Here is a 17,072-nt window from a genome sequence, read left to right on the forward strand (position 1 = left end):
GAGGTGTCTGTTAAACCCGTGGCGATTCATACAGGTGACCACACCCTATATCGCTACACTGTTGCAAGCGTAGCGACAGACAGAACGCTGTAAAGAAGTCGGACGGCATTGCCGAAGGCTTTGCGTCCGTACTTCCTGCTGAATGTGCAAAACGCGGCGTCACTTTTAAGAGCGTAAGCGAGTGAAAGTGACGCCAGCGCGCAGATCAGCTTCAACCCAGCTACTGCCTGCAAATCCACTGCAACAAACAGGCTGACACTCAAACAGATGTCAGAAATTCACTTACCAGGAGGAGAAACCAGCACTACCGAACCGATACCGGAGGACAGGTCATTTTACCTGTGGGGATATACCTGCCTGAGCAGGCGGCTGCATTCGTGCATCACCGTACCCCGTCATACCTCATCCGCGCTTTCTCCGGCGCACCGGTATCGTTCAGCACAGCACGCTGTGTCCAACCGCGCGTCGGAGAATTGAGTGGAGAGTAGCTATGTCGAAACTTACAAAACGCATGGAAAAACTCGCCCTGCTGGCTGGCGGCAGTTTTAAAACAGTCCATGATCGCCTCCGCATCGCCGGGCGTTTAAGCCAGCATCTGCACAAGCTGAATATCCAGATTCAGGATCTCCAGCATCTGAAATCGTCACATATTGAAAGCTACGTGATGGCACGACGGGAAGCAGGAATTACGCCACGCACGCTACAAAACGAGATGGCCGCCCTGCGAACCATCCTTGCTCAGTCTGGACGTCAAAAATTTGCCCAATCGGAGCGCATCAGCAATAAAGCGCTCGGGCTGGGTAACGCCAGCCGGGCAGGAACGCATCTGCCATTAACCTCAGAACGCTGGTTGTCGGCGCTGTCTGCTTTTCATGAAAAGGATGAAGGGCTGGCTCTGACGCTGGAGCTTGCCAGAGCAATGGGTTTGCGTTCACAGGAAGCGGTGCAGTGTTGTCAGTCTCTGAAGACATGGGCCGCTGCGTTAGAGCGTGGAGAAAATCGATTGCAGGTGGTTTTTGGCACCAAAGGATCACGTTCCCGTCAGACGGTGGTGCTCGAACCTGAAAGGCTACGCAGCATCCTGAACCAGGCTATCCCCCTGATGACACAACGCGGGGGACGTTTGCTCAATAAACCCGATCTGCGCGCCGCAATGAATTACTGGCGTGCCAGCGCAGTTCGCGCAGGGCTGACTGGCCCCTATGCACCACACAGTCTGCGCTATTCATGGGCGCAGGAGGCGATGGCGCACTACCAGGGACTGGGGCTGAGTATAAAGGAAGCCAGGGCGATGGTTGCGATGGATCTTGGTCATGGCGATGGTCGAGGGCGCTACATCCAGCAGGTGTATGGGAGGCAATCATGAGCTATTACGTTTCTGCCGTCTCCGATCGGGCACGCAATAACTGGCCGAAAATATTTGAACAACTTGGCATTTTCATTCCACCAAATCATCGGCATGGTCCGTGTCCCTGTTGTGGGGGTAAGGATCGCTTCAGGATGGATGATCTGGAGGGGCGCGGCACATGGTTCTGCAATCAGTGCGGCGCAGGTGACGGACTGGATCTGGTTTCCCGTTTCTTCGGTTGCGCACTGGTTGCGGCCGCCGGAATGGTGCAGGACATGGATCCTGTACCGCTGGTTCCGCCAGCCAGGGAAAAATCACAGGCTTTGAATATGGAATCTCGTATTAAGACATTGCTTCGCCATTGTGAATCCGGAGAAGCGCCGTATCTGACAACGCGAGGCTGGCGACGAGCCCAGTGGCTTCTGACTGAACGTAGTAGCCGGACAATCTGCGGCGTGCATTTCGGGGCGGGTACGCTGGTATTGCCAATTCGAAATACAGGCGCGCAGCTGACAGGTGCGCAGTTCATTCATCCTGGAGGGAAAAAGTACCTGCTGCCCGGTAGCCATCTGAAGGATTGTTTTTGCCCGGTACATCAGGCGAGCCGCAACGGTAGACCGGAACCCTGGGCACCGGACAACAAACCACCGGAAGGCATCATTATTACCGAAGGATATGCAACCGCGCTTGCGGTCTCATGCCTTCATCATTTCCCGGTCGTTGCTGCCCTGTCGGCGCACAACCTGAAAAATGTGGCCATCGCTTTCCGGGCGCAGTGGCCTGAATGCCACCTTATCCTGGCTGGCGATAATGATTGCAGTCAGGAGAAAAATACCGGGTTGCTGAATGCAACCGCCGCTGCCGAGGTAGTGAAGGGCTGTGTGGTTCTCCCAGCAGACACCACATTGAGCGACTGGGATGAATTTTACCGTCACTACGGTGAATCCATTTCCCGGATTGTGTTCAACCAGCAGCTTCCTGCAAATCTCAGGTCATAAGTCATGACAGCATCAGACAGTACCCTCACCACCTCCCTTCCGCTGCGCCGGGGCTCGGAAGGGTTTAACACCAGTCAGGATTATCTGGTTAAAGGACTCATCCCCGCCGGGGCACTGTGCAGTATTTACGGCCCCGGCGGCTCTTTTAAATCCTTTCTGGCAGTATCACTGGCGTGCCATATTGCCAGCGGTACGTCATGGGGCGGAAGACGAGTCAATCAAGGGGCCGTGCTGTTTATCGCCGGAGAGGGAGGAACCGGTGTATCGCGGCGGATCCGCACCTGGGAGCTCAGCGTTAATGATGAGATGGCACTCGATAACCTGTTTCGCGTCGACTGCCCGATCTTTCCAGCCGCTCCGGGAAGCATCGAGCAGGTGATCCTGGCGGCAAAGGACATTCAGAACATGACCGGAATGCCGGTACGGCTGATCATCCTCGATACGCTGGCCCGCTGTTTTGGTAACTCAGATGAAAACACCGCGCGGGATATGGGCGCATTTATCCAGGGTTGCGACGCCATTCGGTATCATACGCGCGCAGCGATGATGATCGTTCATCACTCGGGTAAGGATCAGGAACGGGGCGCACGCGGTTCAAGTGCTTTTCAGGCTGCGCTGGATGCCGAGTTTAACGTCAGACGCGAGGGACGTCGCAACGCTATCACCCTGAGTTGTACAAAGATGAAAGATGCGGAGATGCCAGAGGTCACCGCCGACGATCTTGAGGAAGTTGTTATCTATACCGATAGCGATGGCGAACCAGTGACCTCGCTGGTGCTGAACGACGAGCCCAGGCAACCTGACGATGACTTACTGAGTAGTGGCATACCACCCGGCGTTCCTCATATCACCCGCAACCATACGGCGTTATGGCGCTGTATTAACCAACGCATCAGCCAGAATAAGCCTTGTACCCGCGCGCTCTTGCGCGACGATCTACGGGCTAAGGGAATTAACGTCGAGAAGAAATTTTCGCGCTGGCTGGAGAAGCTGCTGCGCGAGCAATTGATTGTGCTCGATGGAGAACAGATCCGGCTCCCGGATACGGGGGAATGATGATGGAACTCGGAATCTGTGGGGGGATACTCTGGCAGGTACTCGACTCCCCCACATTATTCACCTTTAACAGCGAAAGATGGGGGATGCCCTTTCAACCCACGCCATTGCTGGTTTTCTGTTTGTTATGCTAGTAAAAATGGGGGAACATCCAGATATATAAAGTGTTAAACTCTAAAGACAGCATAAGAATATTTATTTGGCGTTCGTCATCAATCAAGATAAAATATTGATATCAAGAAATTTTTATAAAATGGAAAATATTGAAATGACAAGTAACAACACATCAAAAAATTTTTTTGATGTAACATCATACCCTCCTTATGCATATGCGTTATTTTATTTCATCAACATTATCTCATTTGCTTTAATATACAACATTTTCTTCAGCAACGATTTTAAATCAGGATATTTAAATTTCATACAAGCAACTTACTTTAGTGTTGTCACAGTGACAACTCTCGGTTTCGGTGATATAACCCCTAAACTTGACTCATCATCTCTTTTAATTGCTATAACAACCCAAGTCGTATTAGGTGTAATTACGATTGGCTTGTTTTTAAATGGTATATCTCAAAAACTAAGCGATAAAAAGGATAAAATAAAAGAAGAACATGAGAAAGAAATAGAAGAGCAAAAAATAGCAAAATTACTTATAATCCTAAAGCCAATTATAGTTAGTTATTTGGAGATACTTGCAGAAACATATAAAGTAACATTCAATACTGAAAGAGATACATTGAGAATACGACCAAAATCTTTATTCAACCAAGACTATTTTGATCAAATCTCTGTTCAAAATTTTTCATCTCAGCAGACAAGATATGGTTCCAATATAATGTCATGGGGAAAATTCATAGATCTTGAAAACAATAAATTAAAGGAGAGCATAGATAATTACCTTATTAAATTCTCCACCGTATTAACGATAGACATAGTTGAACTATTGGTGAATATAAAAGATCATCATTATCTGAACCATGCTAAACAAGCATTAAATATGGCAGAGTGGAATCATACTCATGGTGTAAAAATCCCACCTTTTTCAATGCTTAGTATTGAGCATAGCAGCATCCAGATTCCAGAGAAACCAACAACAATAAAAGACTTTCACAATTTACTGCTAACACTAATTGATTTAATTGAGAAAAAAACAAAGTGTGAGTCGTTGGAGATGATTATATATCTACAAAATGGAACAGCTCCGTCTGTAGGTTCGGCTATTGCACCTATAATAAAATTTGGGCCATTCTGAATTAATTAAACCTCAAACAATATCGTCCTTGATATTGTTTGAGATGGACACTTAAACAGGAAGTTTTTCATCTCTAAGCCGTCTGATCTCATCCTCTTCAAAAGCATCCCTTAATAGTTGTAGCTGGTCGGCAAGGATGAGAAGCAACGCATAATTCGGGCTGATATCGTCAGGATGCTCGAGCATCACATGCACCAGGACTCGCGAGCGATCGACTAGTTCTCTGGCTGAGGGTTGTTCTACGGTGATTTTCATAGATACCTCCGGCGGAGGCTGGTGCAATAGGAAATTCAGGGACAGGACACATACGCAACGCTCCGCTTCGTGATAAGCAGGTTAACGCCACCACCGGAGACGCCAGGCTCACTGGTGGTGACCCAGACAGGGTTGGCGTACCGGTTATCACGACCCGGCGCTTCTTTCGAAGCCCCTGCCTGAGCCACCATTGAAGGGGCGAGCGCAGGCCGCGCCAGTAGCTCTGTAAACATCGCTACCGACACTCGTGATAATTCGGAACGCCAATTCCGGTTGCGGTTTTGCCGCAACGTGGGGACTATAGCGCAAGTCAGCACGCAAAAACTATGCTTATCGCCTCATAACAGAGGGCTTATGCGTGCCGCATAAAATCTTATGCTCAGTTATTAAGAAGGCTCGATTCATTGGCAAAAGCTATTGCCATTACGGGAACATCTACAATAAAAGCTGAACTCCCCTAAGTCCTCATAGGGTGATGGTTTTAACCGTGGTTCCACCAGCTATTTGGTTTTTGTGTCCTTGAATGTGCCCATAGCCATATTTTCAAGGCAATGTATCGCTGATAGATTAACGAGTTAGCTCTATTTTCCAGCTTCTGTATCGGTTGCCCGGTAGCGCAATGCTAACCGGGCCGGGCCTACAGGCCCCGTAGGCCGGAGAAGGCGTTTACGCCGCCACCCGGCAACAACAATTTCCCATGTGGAAATCACTGTTGTCCAAATGGCAACTCGTGCAGTTGACTCTCTGCCCGTATGCTTAGCGCCACACTCCTCATGAGGTCGCTATGACACGCTTTCTAATCTGCAGTTTCGCCCTGGTTCTTCTTTATCCTGCCGGTATTGATATGTATCTGGTGGGGCTGCCCCGCATTGCGGCCGATCTACAGGCCAGCGATGCGCAACTGCATATTGCGTTTTCGGTTTATCTGGCGGGAATGGCGACGGCGATGCTTTTCGCCGGTAAAATTGCCGACCAGTCAGGCCGCAAACCGGTCGCCATAGTCGGCGCACTCATCTTTATTTTCGCCTCTGCGCTATGTTCTTTCGCCGAGAGCGGTACGCCGTTCCTGGTAGGCCGCTTTATTCAGGGAGTGGGCGCTGGCTGCTGCTATGTGGTGGCTTTCGCTATTCTGCGCGATACGCTCGACGATCGCCGCCGGGCAAAAGTGCTGTCGCTGTTGAACGGAATCACCTGTATCGTACCGGTGCTGGCTCCGGTAATGGGGCATCTGATTATGCTCAAGTATCCGTGGCAAAGCCTGTTCTACACGATGATGGGTATGGGTGTAGTCGTATGCCTGCTGTCGGTATTTATCCTGCGAGAATCGCGCCCAGCGACCCTCACGACGTCTACACCAAAGAACCACACCAACGAGTCTTTGGTGAACCGTTTTTTCTTAAGCCGCCTGGCCATAACCACCCTCAGTGTGTCGGTGATCCTGACCTTCGTGAATACCTCTCCGGTGCTGCTGATGGAAGTGATGGGCTTCGACCGTGGTGAATACGCCACGACGATGGCTATGACCGCAGGCATCAGTATGGCGGTCTCTTTCTCGACGCCGTTCGCCCTCAGTGTATTCAAGCCTCGCGTTCTGATGCTGACTTCACAGGCGTTATTTCTGGCAGCGGGCGTAGTGTTAACCCTTGCCGCCTCACACGCAGTAACGCTGTTTGGGCTGACATTAATCTGCGCCGGGTTCTCGGTTGGTTTTGGTGTCGCCATGAGTCAGGCGCTGGGACCGTTCTCGCTGCGTGCAGGGGTTGCCAGCTCGGCGTTAGGTATTGCACAGGTTTGCGGTTCATCACTATGGATTTGGCTGGCAGCGGTCCTCGGCCTTGATGCGCTGAATATGCTGATCGGGATTCTGATTGGCTGTAGCATAGTGAGTATCATGCTGATTATCATTGTTGCCCCCAACCGGTCCGCGCCAACTCATGAAGAAATCCCTCAGCAGTCTCGATCTTAATTTGTTGCTCTGCCTGCAGTTATTGATGCAGGAACGCAGCGTGACCAAAACCGCCAAACGGATGAACGTCACGCCGTCGGCGGTCAGTAAGTCGCTGTCGAAACTGCGGACCTGGTTTGACGACCCGTTGTTTGTAAACACCCCGCTGGGACTTACGCCGACGCCGTTAATGGTCAGCATGGAGCAGAATCTGGCAGAGTGGATGCAGATGAGCAATCAATTGCTGGATAAGCCGCACCATGAGGCTCCGCGCGGGTTGAAGTTTGATCTGGTGGCCGAAACGCCGTTGGTCATGATCATGTTTAACGCCCTCTCCCGGCAGATCTATCAGCGTTATCCCCAGGCGACGATCAAAATACGCAACTGGGACTATGATTCGCTGGATGCGATTATTCGCGGCGAGGTGGATATCGGCTTCACCGGCCGCGAAAGCCATCCGCGTTCGCGAGAACTGCTGAGCCTACTGCCGTTGTCGATCGACCATGAAGTGTTGTTTTCCGATCTCCCTTGCGTCTGGCTACGTGAAGATCATCCGGCATTGCAGGAAGAGTGGAGTCTGGATACATTTCTGCGCTATCCCCACATCAGTATTAGCTGGGAGCAAAGCGATACCTGGGCGCTGGACGATGTGCTTCAGGAGATGGGGCGCACACGCAATATCGCGTTATGCCTGCCAGGTTTTGAGCAGTCGCTGTTTATGGCCGCCCAGCCGGATCATGCGCTGATAGCCACAGCGCCGGTCTATTGTCAGCGTTATAACCAACTCCACCAGCTTCCGCTAGTGGCGCGTCCTATGCCATTTGATGCTGCGCAGTTAGAGAAAATGCGCGTACCGTTCACCCTCCTTTGGCATAAACGTAACAGCCATAATCCGAAGATCGTCTGGCTGAAAGAAACGATCAAGGCGCTGTATCGCGATATGTCCTGACGATCCGCCGCCACAGTGTTGCTTAAATGACCATTCTGGCAACAGAAATGTAAATGTCGCGTAATGTATCCCGTTTCCGTTTATTTTTTAACCCGTAAAACCTGCCTGAACGCCGTGTAAATGTTACTCTGGTTATAATCACGGACCATTAATCACGGAGCGAAAAATGGCGACACATTTTGCCAGAGGGATTCTTACGGAGGGACACCTGGTTTCAGTTCGTCTCTCTACTCCATATCACATTGAAGCAAGTAATCTACCCACTCACCGCCGAACACGCTTCCTGGCCTCCCGAAGTCTTCTCGCAGAACTGATGTTCATGCTTTACGGCACCAGCACGTTGCCTGAGATTGTTACTGAGGCGAAAGGTAAGCCCGTTTTTCGCGATAAAAATCTGCCGGGATTTTCGATTTCTTATGCCGGAAATATTGTTGGCGTTGCACTGACAACAGAAGGTGTTTGCGGCCTGGATATGGAGCTTCAGCGAGCGACACGCGGTTTTCACAATCCGAATTCAACACAAACCTGGCGCTTCTCCAGTAACGAAAATCTGTGGATCAATAACCAAAACGACCCTAACGAAGCGCGTGCGCAGCTCATTACGTTGCGCCAGAGCGTTCTCAAACTCACCGGCGATGTGTGTAATGACGATCCGCGCGAACTGCAGCTCTTACCCGGCGCAGGGCGTCTGAAATGTGCCCATGTTGCGCAGGTTGAAGCCATTTGCGATGCGGAAGATGTGCTGGTGTGGTCGGTTGCGGTTACGCCAACCATTGAAAAACTCAAGGTTTGGGAGTTTGATGGTAAACAGGACTGGAAAAGTTTGCCTGATATCCAGACTCGCGCCAATGAGCCAACGGGTCGTCTGATCCGGTTCTCTCAATTATGCGCAGCGAAAAGCCATACGCTTAACTGATTTAACCTTCATGATGAAACAGGAGTCACCATGTCTGAAACATTGAATGTTGTTACGTTACTGGGAAGTCTGCGCAAAGGTTCGTTTAACGGCATGGTTGCCCGCACACTGCCTAAAATTGCGCCCGCAGGAATGGAAGTGAGCGCGTTACCGTCGATTGGTGATATCCCGCTGTACGATGCCGACCTCCAGCAGGAAGAAGGTTTCCCAGCCAGCGTAGAAGCGCTGGCAGAGCAAATCAGGAAAGCTGATGGTGTTGTTATCGTGACACCAGAATATAACTATTCTGTTCCTGGCGGACTGAAAAACGCCATCGACTGGCTGTCCCGCCTGCCCGATCAGCCATTATCTGGCAAGCCGGTACTGATTCAGACCAGCTCAATGGGCGCTATTGGCGGCGCGCGCTGTCAGTACCATCTGCGTCAGATCCTGGTGTTCCTCGACGCCATGGTGATGAACAAGCCGGAATTTATGGGCGGCGTCATTCAGAACAAGGTGGACCCGCAGACGGGTGAAGTCATCGACCAAAGCACGCTGGACCATCTGACCGGTCAACTGACCGCATTTGGCGACTACATTCAGCGCGTGAAAGCGTAAACGAAAAAGCCCGGCGATTTGCCGGGCTTGTCTTTCTAAAACCAAATAAACAGCGATCAGTGCGCGTCGATAAACACAATCTTGAGTACAAACAGCAGCGCGACAACGATGACGCACGGGCTGAGATCGCGCAAACGTCCGGTCCCGATTTTCATCACGCAGTAGGAAATAAAGCCCAGCGCGATACCTTCGGTAATCGAGAAGCTAAACGGCATCATCACGGCGGTAATGAACGCAGGAACCGCTTCTGTCAGGTCATCCCACTTCACGCGCGACAGGCTTGATGTCATCAGCACACCGACGTAAATCAGCGCACCGGCCGCGGCATAGCCCGGCACCATTCCCGCCAGCGGCGACAGGAAGATAACCAGCAGGAACAGCAGGCCGACAACCACGGCGGTAAGCCCAGTACGTCCGCCGACAGAAACCCCGGAAGAAGATTCAATATACGCGGTAACGGAAGAAGTACCGATAAACGCGCCGGTGACAGATGACACGCTATCTACATACAACGCCTGCTTCATACGCGGGAACTTGCCCTTCGCATCCGCCAGACCGGCTTTATCCGTAACGCCAATCAGCGTACCGGAGGAGTCGAACAGGTTGACCAGCATGAATGAGAAAATCACCCCCGCCAGGCCAATATTAAACGAACCGGCCAGATCGACATGGCCAATAACGGACATCACGCTCGGTGGCGCAGAGACGATACCGTTGTAATGCACATCGCCCAGCATCCAGCCCAGTAACGTGGTAACAATGATGGAGATCAGCACCGCCGCATGAATGTTGCGTGACGCCAGAATCGCGATAATAAAGAAGCCCAGAATACCGAGCAGCACGCTGTGAGACGTCAGGTTGCCGATGGACACCAGCGTGTCTTTGTTCGCCACGATAACACCAGCGTTTTTCAGCCCCATCATGCCGATGAACAGACCAATACCGCTGGTGATCCCCACGCGCAGGCTAACCGGGATATTAGCAATCATCCAGTAACGTACGCGGAAAATTGTCAGCAGCAGCAGACCTACTGCGCCCCAGAAGATAGCGCCCATACCAATCTGCCAGGAGAGGCCCATCGCGCCGACGACCACGAAAGCAAAGAATGCGTTCAGGCCCATTGCAGGCGCAAGTGCGACCGGCAGGTTGGCAAACAGGCCCATCAGGATGCTACCAAAAGCAGCAATAAGACAGGTGGTAACGAAGACGGCGCTGGTATCCATGCCAGCTACGCCAAGAATTTGCGGGTTAACAAAAACGATATACACCATCGTCAGGAAGGTCGTTAAACCGGCGATCACTTCGGTCCGTGCCGTCGTGCCATGTTCGCGCAGTTTGAACACGCGTTCCAGCATCCCCTGGCCAGAAGCCTGGGTTGTGTGTTGTTGACTCATTATCAATTTCCGAACAAGGAGGGAAAATTCGTCGCTATCCTATACCAAAATGCGACAATAGGGTTGGGTTATGAGCAACTTTTTTCATTGATTTTGCTTATACGGCAACGATTGCGTGGCCCAATAATGCATTACGAAAACGTTAAACTTGTTAAAATGGAAATGACATGTCCCAGATAGAAGCCGTATTTTTTGACTGTGACGGTACCCTTGTAGACAGTGAAGTGATTTGTTCTCGCGCGTATATCAGCATGTTCCAGGCGTTCGGCATTACGCTCGATCTTGAAGAAATTTTTAAACGCTTCAAAGGGGTAAAGCTGTACGAGATCATCGACATTATCAACGAAGAGCACGGTGTTGAACTGGCAAAAGCCGATTTAGAACCGGTTTACCGCGCTGAGGTCGCACGTCTGTTCGATACGGAACTGGAAGTGATCGCTGGCGCTAATGCGCTACTGGACAGTATGACGGTGCCCATGTGTGTAGTGTCCAACGGTCCGGTCAGTAAAATGCAGCATTCGCTGGGTAAGCTGGGCATGTTGCACCATTTTCCTGATTTATTGTTCAGCGGTTACGATATCCAACGCTGGAAGCCCGATCCGGACCTGATGTTCCATGCGGCAAAAGCGATGGACGTCAACGTTGAGAACTGCATTCTGGTCGATGATTCCAGTGCCGGCGCGCAGGCGGGGATTGCTGCGGGAATGGAAGTATTCTATTTCTGCGCCGATCCGCACAACAAACCGATCGATCATCCAAAAGTGACGACTTTTACCGATTTGGCACAGCTGCCGGAATTGTGGAAAGCGCGCGGATGGGATATTACGCGTTAACTAAAATGCCGGATGGCGCTAACGCTGATCCGGCCTAGTTTCTACGTTTTTATTACTCTTTCGGATCTTTCCCCGCCAGCAGCTTATCCAGTTCATCTCCACCTACGTGACGGAAATCTTGTCCCTTCACGAAGTAGAAGATGTATTCGCAGATATTCTGGCAACGGTCACCGATACGCTCGATGGAACGGGCGCAAAACAGCGCGGTCAGCACGCTTGGGATAGTACGCGGATCTTCCATCATATAAGTCATCAGCTGACGCACGATGCCTTCATATTCCTGGTCAACTTTCTTATCTTCACGATAAATACGTACCGCTTCGTCCAGATCCATACGCGCAAACGCATCCAGCACGTCATGCAGCATCTGCACAGTGTGGCGGCCCAGTGATTCCAGGCTGACCAGCAGCGGCTGATGCTGATGCGAGAATTTCTCCAGCGCGGTGCGACAAATTTTGTCCGCCACGTCGCCAATACGCTCCAGCTCGGCGATGGTTTTGATAATCGCCATCACCAGGCGCAGGTCGCTGGCGGTCGGCTGACGTTTGGCAATGATACGCACACAGGCTTCGTCGATCGCCACTTCCATCATGTTGACGTTCTTATCGCCTTCAATGACGCGCTTCGCCAGTTCGCTGTCCTGGTTATGCATGGCGGTAATCGCATCAGAAAGCTGCTGCTCGACCATGCCGCCCATGGTCATCACCTGGGTACGGATGCTTTCCAGTTCGGCATTGAACTGGCCGGAAATATGTTTATTTAGGTTAAGGTTATCCACAACAAGCTCCTGAATCAGCCGTAACGACCGGTGATGTAGTCTTCAGTTTGTTTCTTCGCGGGCTTGGTGAACAGATCGTCCGTGTTGCTGAACTCAATCAACTCGCCCAGGTACATAAATGCCGTGTGATCGGAACAACGTGCCGCCTGCTGCATGTTGTGGGTCACGATAACAACGGTGTAATCCTCTTTCAGTTCCGTGATCAGCTCTTCGATACGCCCGGTAGAGATCGGGTCGAGCGCTGAACATGGCTCATCCAGCAGAAGCACTTCCGGGCGAATGGCGATGCCACGCGCAATGCACAGACGCTGCTGCTGACCACCAGAGAGAGAGTACCCACTCTGATGTAATTTATCTTTGGTTTCGTTCCACAATGCGGCCTTGGTCAATGCCCACTGCACACGCTCGTCCATATCCGCACGAGAGAGCTTCTCAAACAGACGCACGCCAAACGCGATGTTGTCGTAGATGGACATCGGGAACGGCGTCGGCTTCTGGAATACCATCCCCACTTTGGCACGCAGCAGCGCGATATCCTGGGTATTGGTGAGAATATTGTCGCCATCCAGCAGGATTTCACCTTCCGCACGCTGTTCCGGGTACAGCTCAAACATTTTGTTGAACGTACGAAGCAGCGTCGATTTACCACAGCCTGACGGCCCGATAAACGCCGTAACCTGGTTTTTAGCAATATCCAGGTTGATGTTCTTCAGGGCATGGAATTTGCCATAGTAGAAGTTCAAATCACGAACCTGAATCTTACCCGGAGCAGTATCAACCATACTCATTTCAATCTATTCCTCATCCGGCGCCGCATCAGCCACGCCGTAAAAATTAACCGTGTTTCTTCTTCGCGAAAATGACGCGCGCCAGAATGTTCAGTAGCAGTACGCACAGGGTAATAATCAGTACCCCAGCCCAGGCCAGTTGCTGCCACTCAGCAAACGGGCTCATCGCAAACTTAAAGATAGTGACCGGCAGGTTGGCGATAGGCTGCATCATGTCGGTGCTCCAGAACTGATTGGAGAGCGATGTAAACAGCAGCGGAGCAGTTTCACCGGCAATACGCGCAATGGCCAGCAGGACACCTGTAATAATGCCCGAGACAGATGCCTTCAGGGTGATCGCAGAAATCATCTTCCACTTCGGTGTACCCAGCGCATAGGCAGCTTCACGCAGGCTGTCCGGCACCAGTTTGAGCATGTTCTCCGTGGTACGAATCACAATGGGCACCTGCAGCAGCGCCAGCGCGATAACGCCCGCCCAGCCGGAGAAGTGTTCCATTTTTGCGACCACAATGGTGTAAACGAACAGACCGACCACAATTGATGGCGCAGAAAGCAGGATGTCATTGATAAAGCGGATGACCTCAGCCAGCCAGGACTTACGCCCGTACTCAGCCAGGTAGATGCCCGCCATAATACCCAGCGGGGTGCCAAACACGGTCGCCCACAGGATCAACAGTCCGCTGCCCGCCAGAGCGTTCGCCAGACCACCACCAGCCGTATTCGGCGGCGGCGTCATTTCGGTGAACAGCGCCAGAGACATACCGTCAATACCACGGGTAATCGTGGACATCAGGATCCAGATCAGCCAAAACAGACCAAACGCCATGGTCGCCATAGAGAGCGTGAGCGCGATGCGGTTCTTCAGGCGGCGGCGCGCCTGCATTTTACGGCGGGATTCCGCAAGCGCAGTGGTGTTTTGCATTTCAAGCGTAGCCATTAGCGTGCCCCCTCGTTCTTCGCAAGGCGCATGATCATGAACTTAGACGCAGCCAGTACGATGAAGGTGATCACAAACAGAATCAGCCCCAACTCCATCAACGCAGCAACGTGCAGCCCTGATTCCGCTTCGGCAAATTCATTCGCCAACGCAGAGGTAATACTGTTGCCCGGCATATACAGCGATGCACTGTCGAGCTGATAGGTGTTACCGATGATAAAGGTCACCGCCATGGTCTCACCAAGTGCGCGGCCCAGACCCAACATCACGCCGCCGATCACGCCATTTTTGGTGAACGGGAGGACGATGCGCCAGATAACTTCCCAGGTGGTACAACCGATGCCGTAGGCTGACTCTTTCATCAGCACTGGCGTTTGTTCGAACACGTCGCGCATAACCGCCGCAATGTAAGGAATAATCATGATGGCGAGGATCACACCCGCAGCCAGAATCCCAATACCAAACGCCGGACCAGCAAACAGCGCGCCAACAAACGGAATGTTGGAAAGGATGTTACCGACCGGTTCCTGGAAATAAGTCGCAAACAACGGAGCAAAGATAAACAGGCCCCACATGCCGTACACGATACTTGGAATTGCCGCCAGCAGCTCAATGGCGATCCCCAGCGGGCGACGCAGCCAGCCGGGCGCAAGTTCAGTCAGGAACAAGGCAATGCCGAAACTCACCGGAACGGCAATCAGCAGTGCGATAAGCGAGGTGACCAGCGTACCGTAAATCGGTACTAATGCACCGTAGATATCATTTGGCGCATCCCATTCTTTGGTCCACAGGAAGGAGAAACCAAATTTCTGAATGCTTGGCCAGGAGGAGATAACCAGAGAGACAATAATGCCACCCAACATCAATAGCACAATCAGCGCAGCCAGTTTTACCAGCGCGCTGAATATCATGTCACCCTTTTTACCCGGTGGGTTAAAAGCAGGCTTTGTTGCAGCCATAAATCACTCTTTAAGTTTGGGCCAGGAAGCACGCATTTTATCGTGCTTCCCGGCTAAGGTAATGCCATACCCTAAATAATCCGAGTTGCAGCAAGGCGGCAAGCTTGTGAATCCCCAGGAGCATAGATTTACTATGTGACTGGGGTGAACAAGCACAGCCAACACAGCTGCGGCTCGAAGTATGACGGGTATTTAGTACAGCGCTTTACCGCTGCTGTCTTTCACGTTGGTTTTCCATGCAGCACGAACCTGCTCAACCACGCTGTCCGGCAGGCTGGCATAATCCAGGTCATTAGCCTGTTTGCCGCCATTTTTGTACGCCCAGTCGAAGAACTTCAGCACTTCAGCACCCTGCTCAGGTTTTTTCTGCTCTTTATGCACCAGGATGAAGGTGGTGGAAGTGATTGGCCACGCATCGTCACCTTTCTGGTTGGTTAGATCCTGAGCGAAGGTTTTGCTCCAGTCAGCACCTTTCGCAGCGTTAGCAAAGTTCTCTTCGGTCGGGCTTACCGGTTTGCCATCGGCAGAAACCAGTTTGGTGTAAGCCAGGTTGTTCTGCTTAGCGTAAGCGTACTCAACGTAGCCGATAGAGCCAGGCAGACGTTGTACGAATGCGGCGATACCGTCATTCCCTTTACCGCCCAGGCCGGTCGGCCAGTTAACGGTAGAACCGGAACCAATTTTCGATTTCCACTCTTCATTCACTTTTGCCAGGTAGCTGGTGAAAACGAAGGAAGTACCTGAACCGTCAGCACGGCGCACAACGGCGATATTCTGCGAAGGCAGCTTCAGACCCGGGTTCAGTTTGGTGATGGCTTCATCATCCCACTTCTTAATTTTGCCGAGGTAAATGTCACCCAGCGTTTTGCCGTCAAGCACCAGCTCGCCGGATTTCAGGCCAGGGATATTCACCGCCAGCACTACACCACCGATCACGGTCGGGAACTGGAACAGGCCTTCTTGATTGAGTTTTTCGTCAGACAGCGGCGCATCTGAGGCACCAAAATCAACGGTATTCGCAGTGATTTGTTTTACACCACCGGAGGAGCCGATACCCTGGTAGTTTACTTTGCTACCGGTCTCTTTCTGATAGGTATCTGCCCATTTGGCATACACTGGCGCAGGAAAAGTTGCACCTGCACCCGTCAGGCTCGCTGCGGCAAAGGCAGAGAACGCGCTCATGGATAAGGTCGCGGCGACAACAGTTGCGACAGTGGTACGCATAACTTTCATAATGTCTCCTGCACGGTTTTCGTAAATTGTTGTTTGAGTTGCTACTGTGAGCAAAATAGGACAAACAGGTGACAGTTAAATGTACGAAATATGACAGTTTTATGACAGATAAAATCAACTTACAACCATTTGAATTTTAAAGATATTTTTAAACATGAAAAACAGAGGTGTTAAAGACGTATGACAGCGACTGTCACAAAACAGTCGCCAGGAGATCGGTGTGTGAACGCAATTGTTATTTTGTATATTCAATCGTAAATTCGGAGTCAGCGTTGGCGGTGCCCGGCATGATGGTATCGCTGATTGCAATGTAGCGAGCCATAAATTGCATATCTGCCGTTCCGGCAACAGGATCAATATCAGCGCTCTTAGACGTTGTGTACAATGGCACCTGTGAACCATCGCCCAGATTATAAATGCGGATAGCCACCCCCGACGCGGCAACGGCCTGGCCAGTCCCCGTATAATCGCCAGGGCTTGCCCCAGCAACCGGAGTACCAATCGCCAGATCGCCATTACCGTTAGCCGCTTCTGTACCGTCAAAACGAACCGCCGCTTTACTATAGGTATCAGGGCATTTCTCAAGACGGATATGAAATTCGGTCTGCATCGCGGTAGAACCTATACCTGAAAATGCGGTTCTGTTGACTTTACCTAATGCCACATTCTGATTAGCGGTATCTGCAGTTACTTCACAGGCGCTGTCAATAACTTCACCGAGAAAATGTACGGTGCCATCAGAAGCCAGCGTATTTCCTGCCATAAAAAATGAAGATACCACTAGCGTCGTTTTTAGTATTCCTTTCATCATGTTGATTCCCGTTATTAATA

17 protein-coding genes and 1 pseudogene are annotated in these 17,072 nt (G+C 51.4%); 9 read left to right on the top strand and 9 right to left on the bottom strand.

What is annotated here, in order from left to right; all coding sequences use genetic code 11:
- The first annotated feature begins 490 nt into the window (after window positions 1-490).
- The 4 genes from FDX11_RS21750 (at window position 491) to FDX11_RS21765 (ending at window position 4,657) form a co-directional block, all read left to right on the top strand.
- Window positions 491-1,366 (top strand): integrase domain-containing protein, encoded by an 876-nt coding sequence (locus tag FDX11_RS21750; protein WP_032433712.1) that lies wholly within the window; start codon window positions 491-493, stop codon window positions 1,364-1,366.
- Window positions 1,363-2,346, top strand: a complete 984-nt coding sequence (locus FDX11_RS21755; RefSeq protein ID WP_004116687.1) for a primase-helicase zinc-binding domain-containing protein — start codon at window positions 1,363-1,365, stop codon at window positions 2,344-2,346. Before FDX11_RS21750 ends, FDX11_RS21755 begins: the two co-directional genes overlap by 4 nt.
- Window positions 2,347-2,349: 3 nt before the next feature.
- Entirely contained in the window at window positions 2,350-3,402 is a 1,053-nt protein-coding gene (locus FDX11_RS21760) for a helicase RepA family protein (protein WP_137398525.1), read from the top strand.
- Window positions 3,403-3,655: 253 nt separating this feature from the next.
- On the top strand, window positions 3,656-4,657 hold the full coding sequence (locus FDX11_RS21765; protein ID WP_137398526.1) for a potassium channel family protein: 1,002 nt from the start codon (window positions 3,656-3,658) through the stop codon (window positions 4,655-4,657).
- 51 nt (window positions 4,658-4,708) lie between these two features.
- Here FDX11_RS21765 and FDX11_RS21770 read toward each other — a convergent pair whose 3' ends face one another.
- Together FDX11_RS21770 and FDX11_RS25795 are read right to left on the bottom strand one after the other, a co-directional pair.
- Window positions 4,709-4,912: a hypothetical protein gene (locus FDX11_RS21770; RefSeq protein WP_137398527.1), complete on the bottom strand. Its 204-nt coding sequence runs from the start codon at window positions 4,910-4,912 to the stop codon at window positions 4,709-4,711.
- 83 nt (window positions 4,913-4,995) lie between these two features.
- Window positions 4,996-5,115: pseudogene (locus FDX11_RS25795) on the bottom strand (ash family protein); the annotation flags it as partial.
- Between the two features lie 581 nt (window positions 5,116-5,696).
- Here FDX11_RS25795 and FDX11_RS21780 point away from each other — a divergent pair.
- From FDX11_RS21780 to FDX11_RS21795, 4 genes are all read left to right on the top strand, one after another.
- Window positions 5,697-6,878: an MFS transporter gene (locus FDX11_RS21780; RefSeq protein WP_137398529.1), complete on the top strand. Its 1,182-nt coding sequence runs from the start codon at window positions 5,697-5,699 to the stop codon at window positions 6,876-6,878.
- Complete coding sequence (gene yidZ, locus FDX11_RS21785; protein WP_042311429.1) at window positions 6,847-7,806, top strand: HTH-type transcriptional regulator YidZ; 960 nt, start codon at window positions 6,847-6,849, stop codon at window positions 7,804-7,806. The genes FDX11_RS21780 and yidZ overlap by 32 nt, the downstream gene beginning before the upstream one ends.
- Before the next feature lie 166 nt (window positions 7,807-7,972).
- Window positions 7,973-8,722 (top strand): 4'-phosphopantetheinyl transferase superfamily protein, encoded by a 750-nt coding sequence (locus tag FDX11_RS21790; protein ID WP_137398530.1) that lies wholly within the window; start codon window positions 7,973-7,975, stop codon window positions 8,720-8,722.
- A gap of 30 nt (window positions 8,723-8,752) precedes the next feature.
- The gene (locus tag FDX11_RS21795; protein ID WP_003023832.1) at window positions 8,753-9,319 is read left to right on the top strand and encodes an NADPH-dependent FMN reductase; all 567 of its coding nucleotides are present in this window, start codon (window positions 8,753-8,755) and stop codon (window positions 9,317-9,319) included.
- 56 nt (window positions 9,320-9,375) lie between these two features.
- On the opposite strand, the gene adeP is transcribed toward FDX11_RS21795, so the two are convergent.
- Window positions 9,376-10,713 carry an adenine permease AdeP gene (gene adeP / locus FDX11_RS21800; RefSeq protein ID WP_006687753.1) on the bottom strand — a complete coding sequence of 446 codons (1,338 nt, stop codon included), beginning with the start codon at window positions 10,711-10,713 and terminating at the stop codon, window positions 9,376-9,378.
- A gap of 167 nt (window positions 10,714-10,880) precedes the next feature.
- Between adeP and yieH the strand changes: the two genes are divergently transcribed.
- Window positions 10,881-11,546, top strand: coding sequence for a 6-phosphogluconate phosphatase (gene yieH / locus FDX11_RS21805; protein WP_042311423.1), 666 nt, complete (start codon window positions 10,881-10,883; stop codon window positions 11,544-11,546).
- A 52-nt stretch (window positions 11,547-11,598) separates the two neighbouring features.
- On the opposite strand, the gene phoU is transcribed toward yieH, so the two are convergent.
- The 6 genes from phoU to FDX11_RS21835 form a co-directional block, all read right to left on the bottom strand.
- A complete protein-coding gene (phoU, locus tag FDX11_RS21810; protein ID WP_038635754.1) occupies window positions 11,599-12,324 on the bottom strand; it encodes a phosphate signaling complex protein PhoU in 726 nt (241 codons plus the stop codon).
- A gap of 14 nt (window positions 12,325-12,338) precedes the next feature.
- Entirely contained in the window at window positions 12,339-13,112 is a 774-nt protein-coding gene (gene pstB / locus FDX11_RS21815; RefSeq protein ID WP_003023821.1) for a phosphate ABC transporter ATP-binding protein PstB, read from the bottom strand.
- A gap of 46 nt (window positions 13,113-13,158) precedes the next feature.
- Window positions 13,159-14,049 (bottom strand): phosphate ABC transporter permease PstA, encoded by an 891-nt coding sequence (gene pstA / locus FDX11_RS21820; protein WP_003827037.1) that lies wholly within the window; start codon window positions 14,047-14,049, stop codon window positions 13,159-13,161.
- On the bottom strand, window positions 14,049-15,008 hold the full coding sequence (gene pstC, locus FDX11_RS21825; RefSeq protein WP_038635761.1) for a phosphate ABC transporter permease PstC: 960 nt from the start codon (window positions 15,006-15,008) through the stop codon (window positions 14,049-14,051). The genes pstA and pstC overlap by 1 nt, the downstream gene beginning before the upstream one ends.
- Before the next feature lie 192 nt (window positions 15,009-15,200).
- Window positions 15,201-16,241: a phosphate ABC transporter substrate-binding protein PstS gene (pstS, locus tag FDX11_RS21830; protein WP_042311421.1), complete on the bottom strand. Its 1,041-nt coding sequence runs from the start codon at window positions 16,239-16,241 to the stop codon at window positions 15,201-15,203.
- Between the two features lie 235 nt (window positions 16,242-16,476).
- A complete protein-coding gene (locus tag FDX11_RS21835) occupies window positions 16,477-17,052 on the bottom strand; it encodes a chaperone-usher fimbrial major subunit (RefSeq protein WP_137349177.1) in 576 nt (191 codons plus the stop codon).
- Between the last annotated feature and the right edge of the window lie 20 nt (window positions 17,053-17,072).

The organism is Citrobacter sp. wls714 (genome assembly GCF_005281025.1).
Lineage (GTDB): Bacteria > Pseudomonadota > Gammaproteobacteria > Enterobacterales > Enterobacteriaceae > Citrobacter > Citrobacter werkmanii.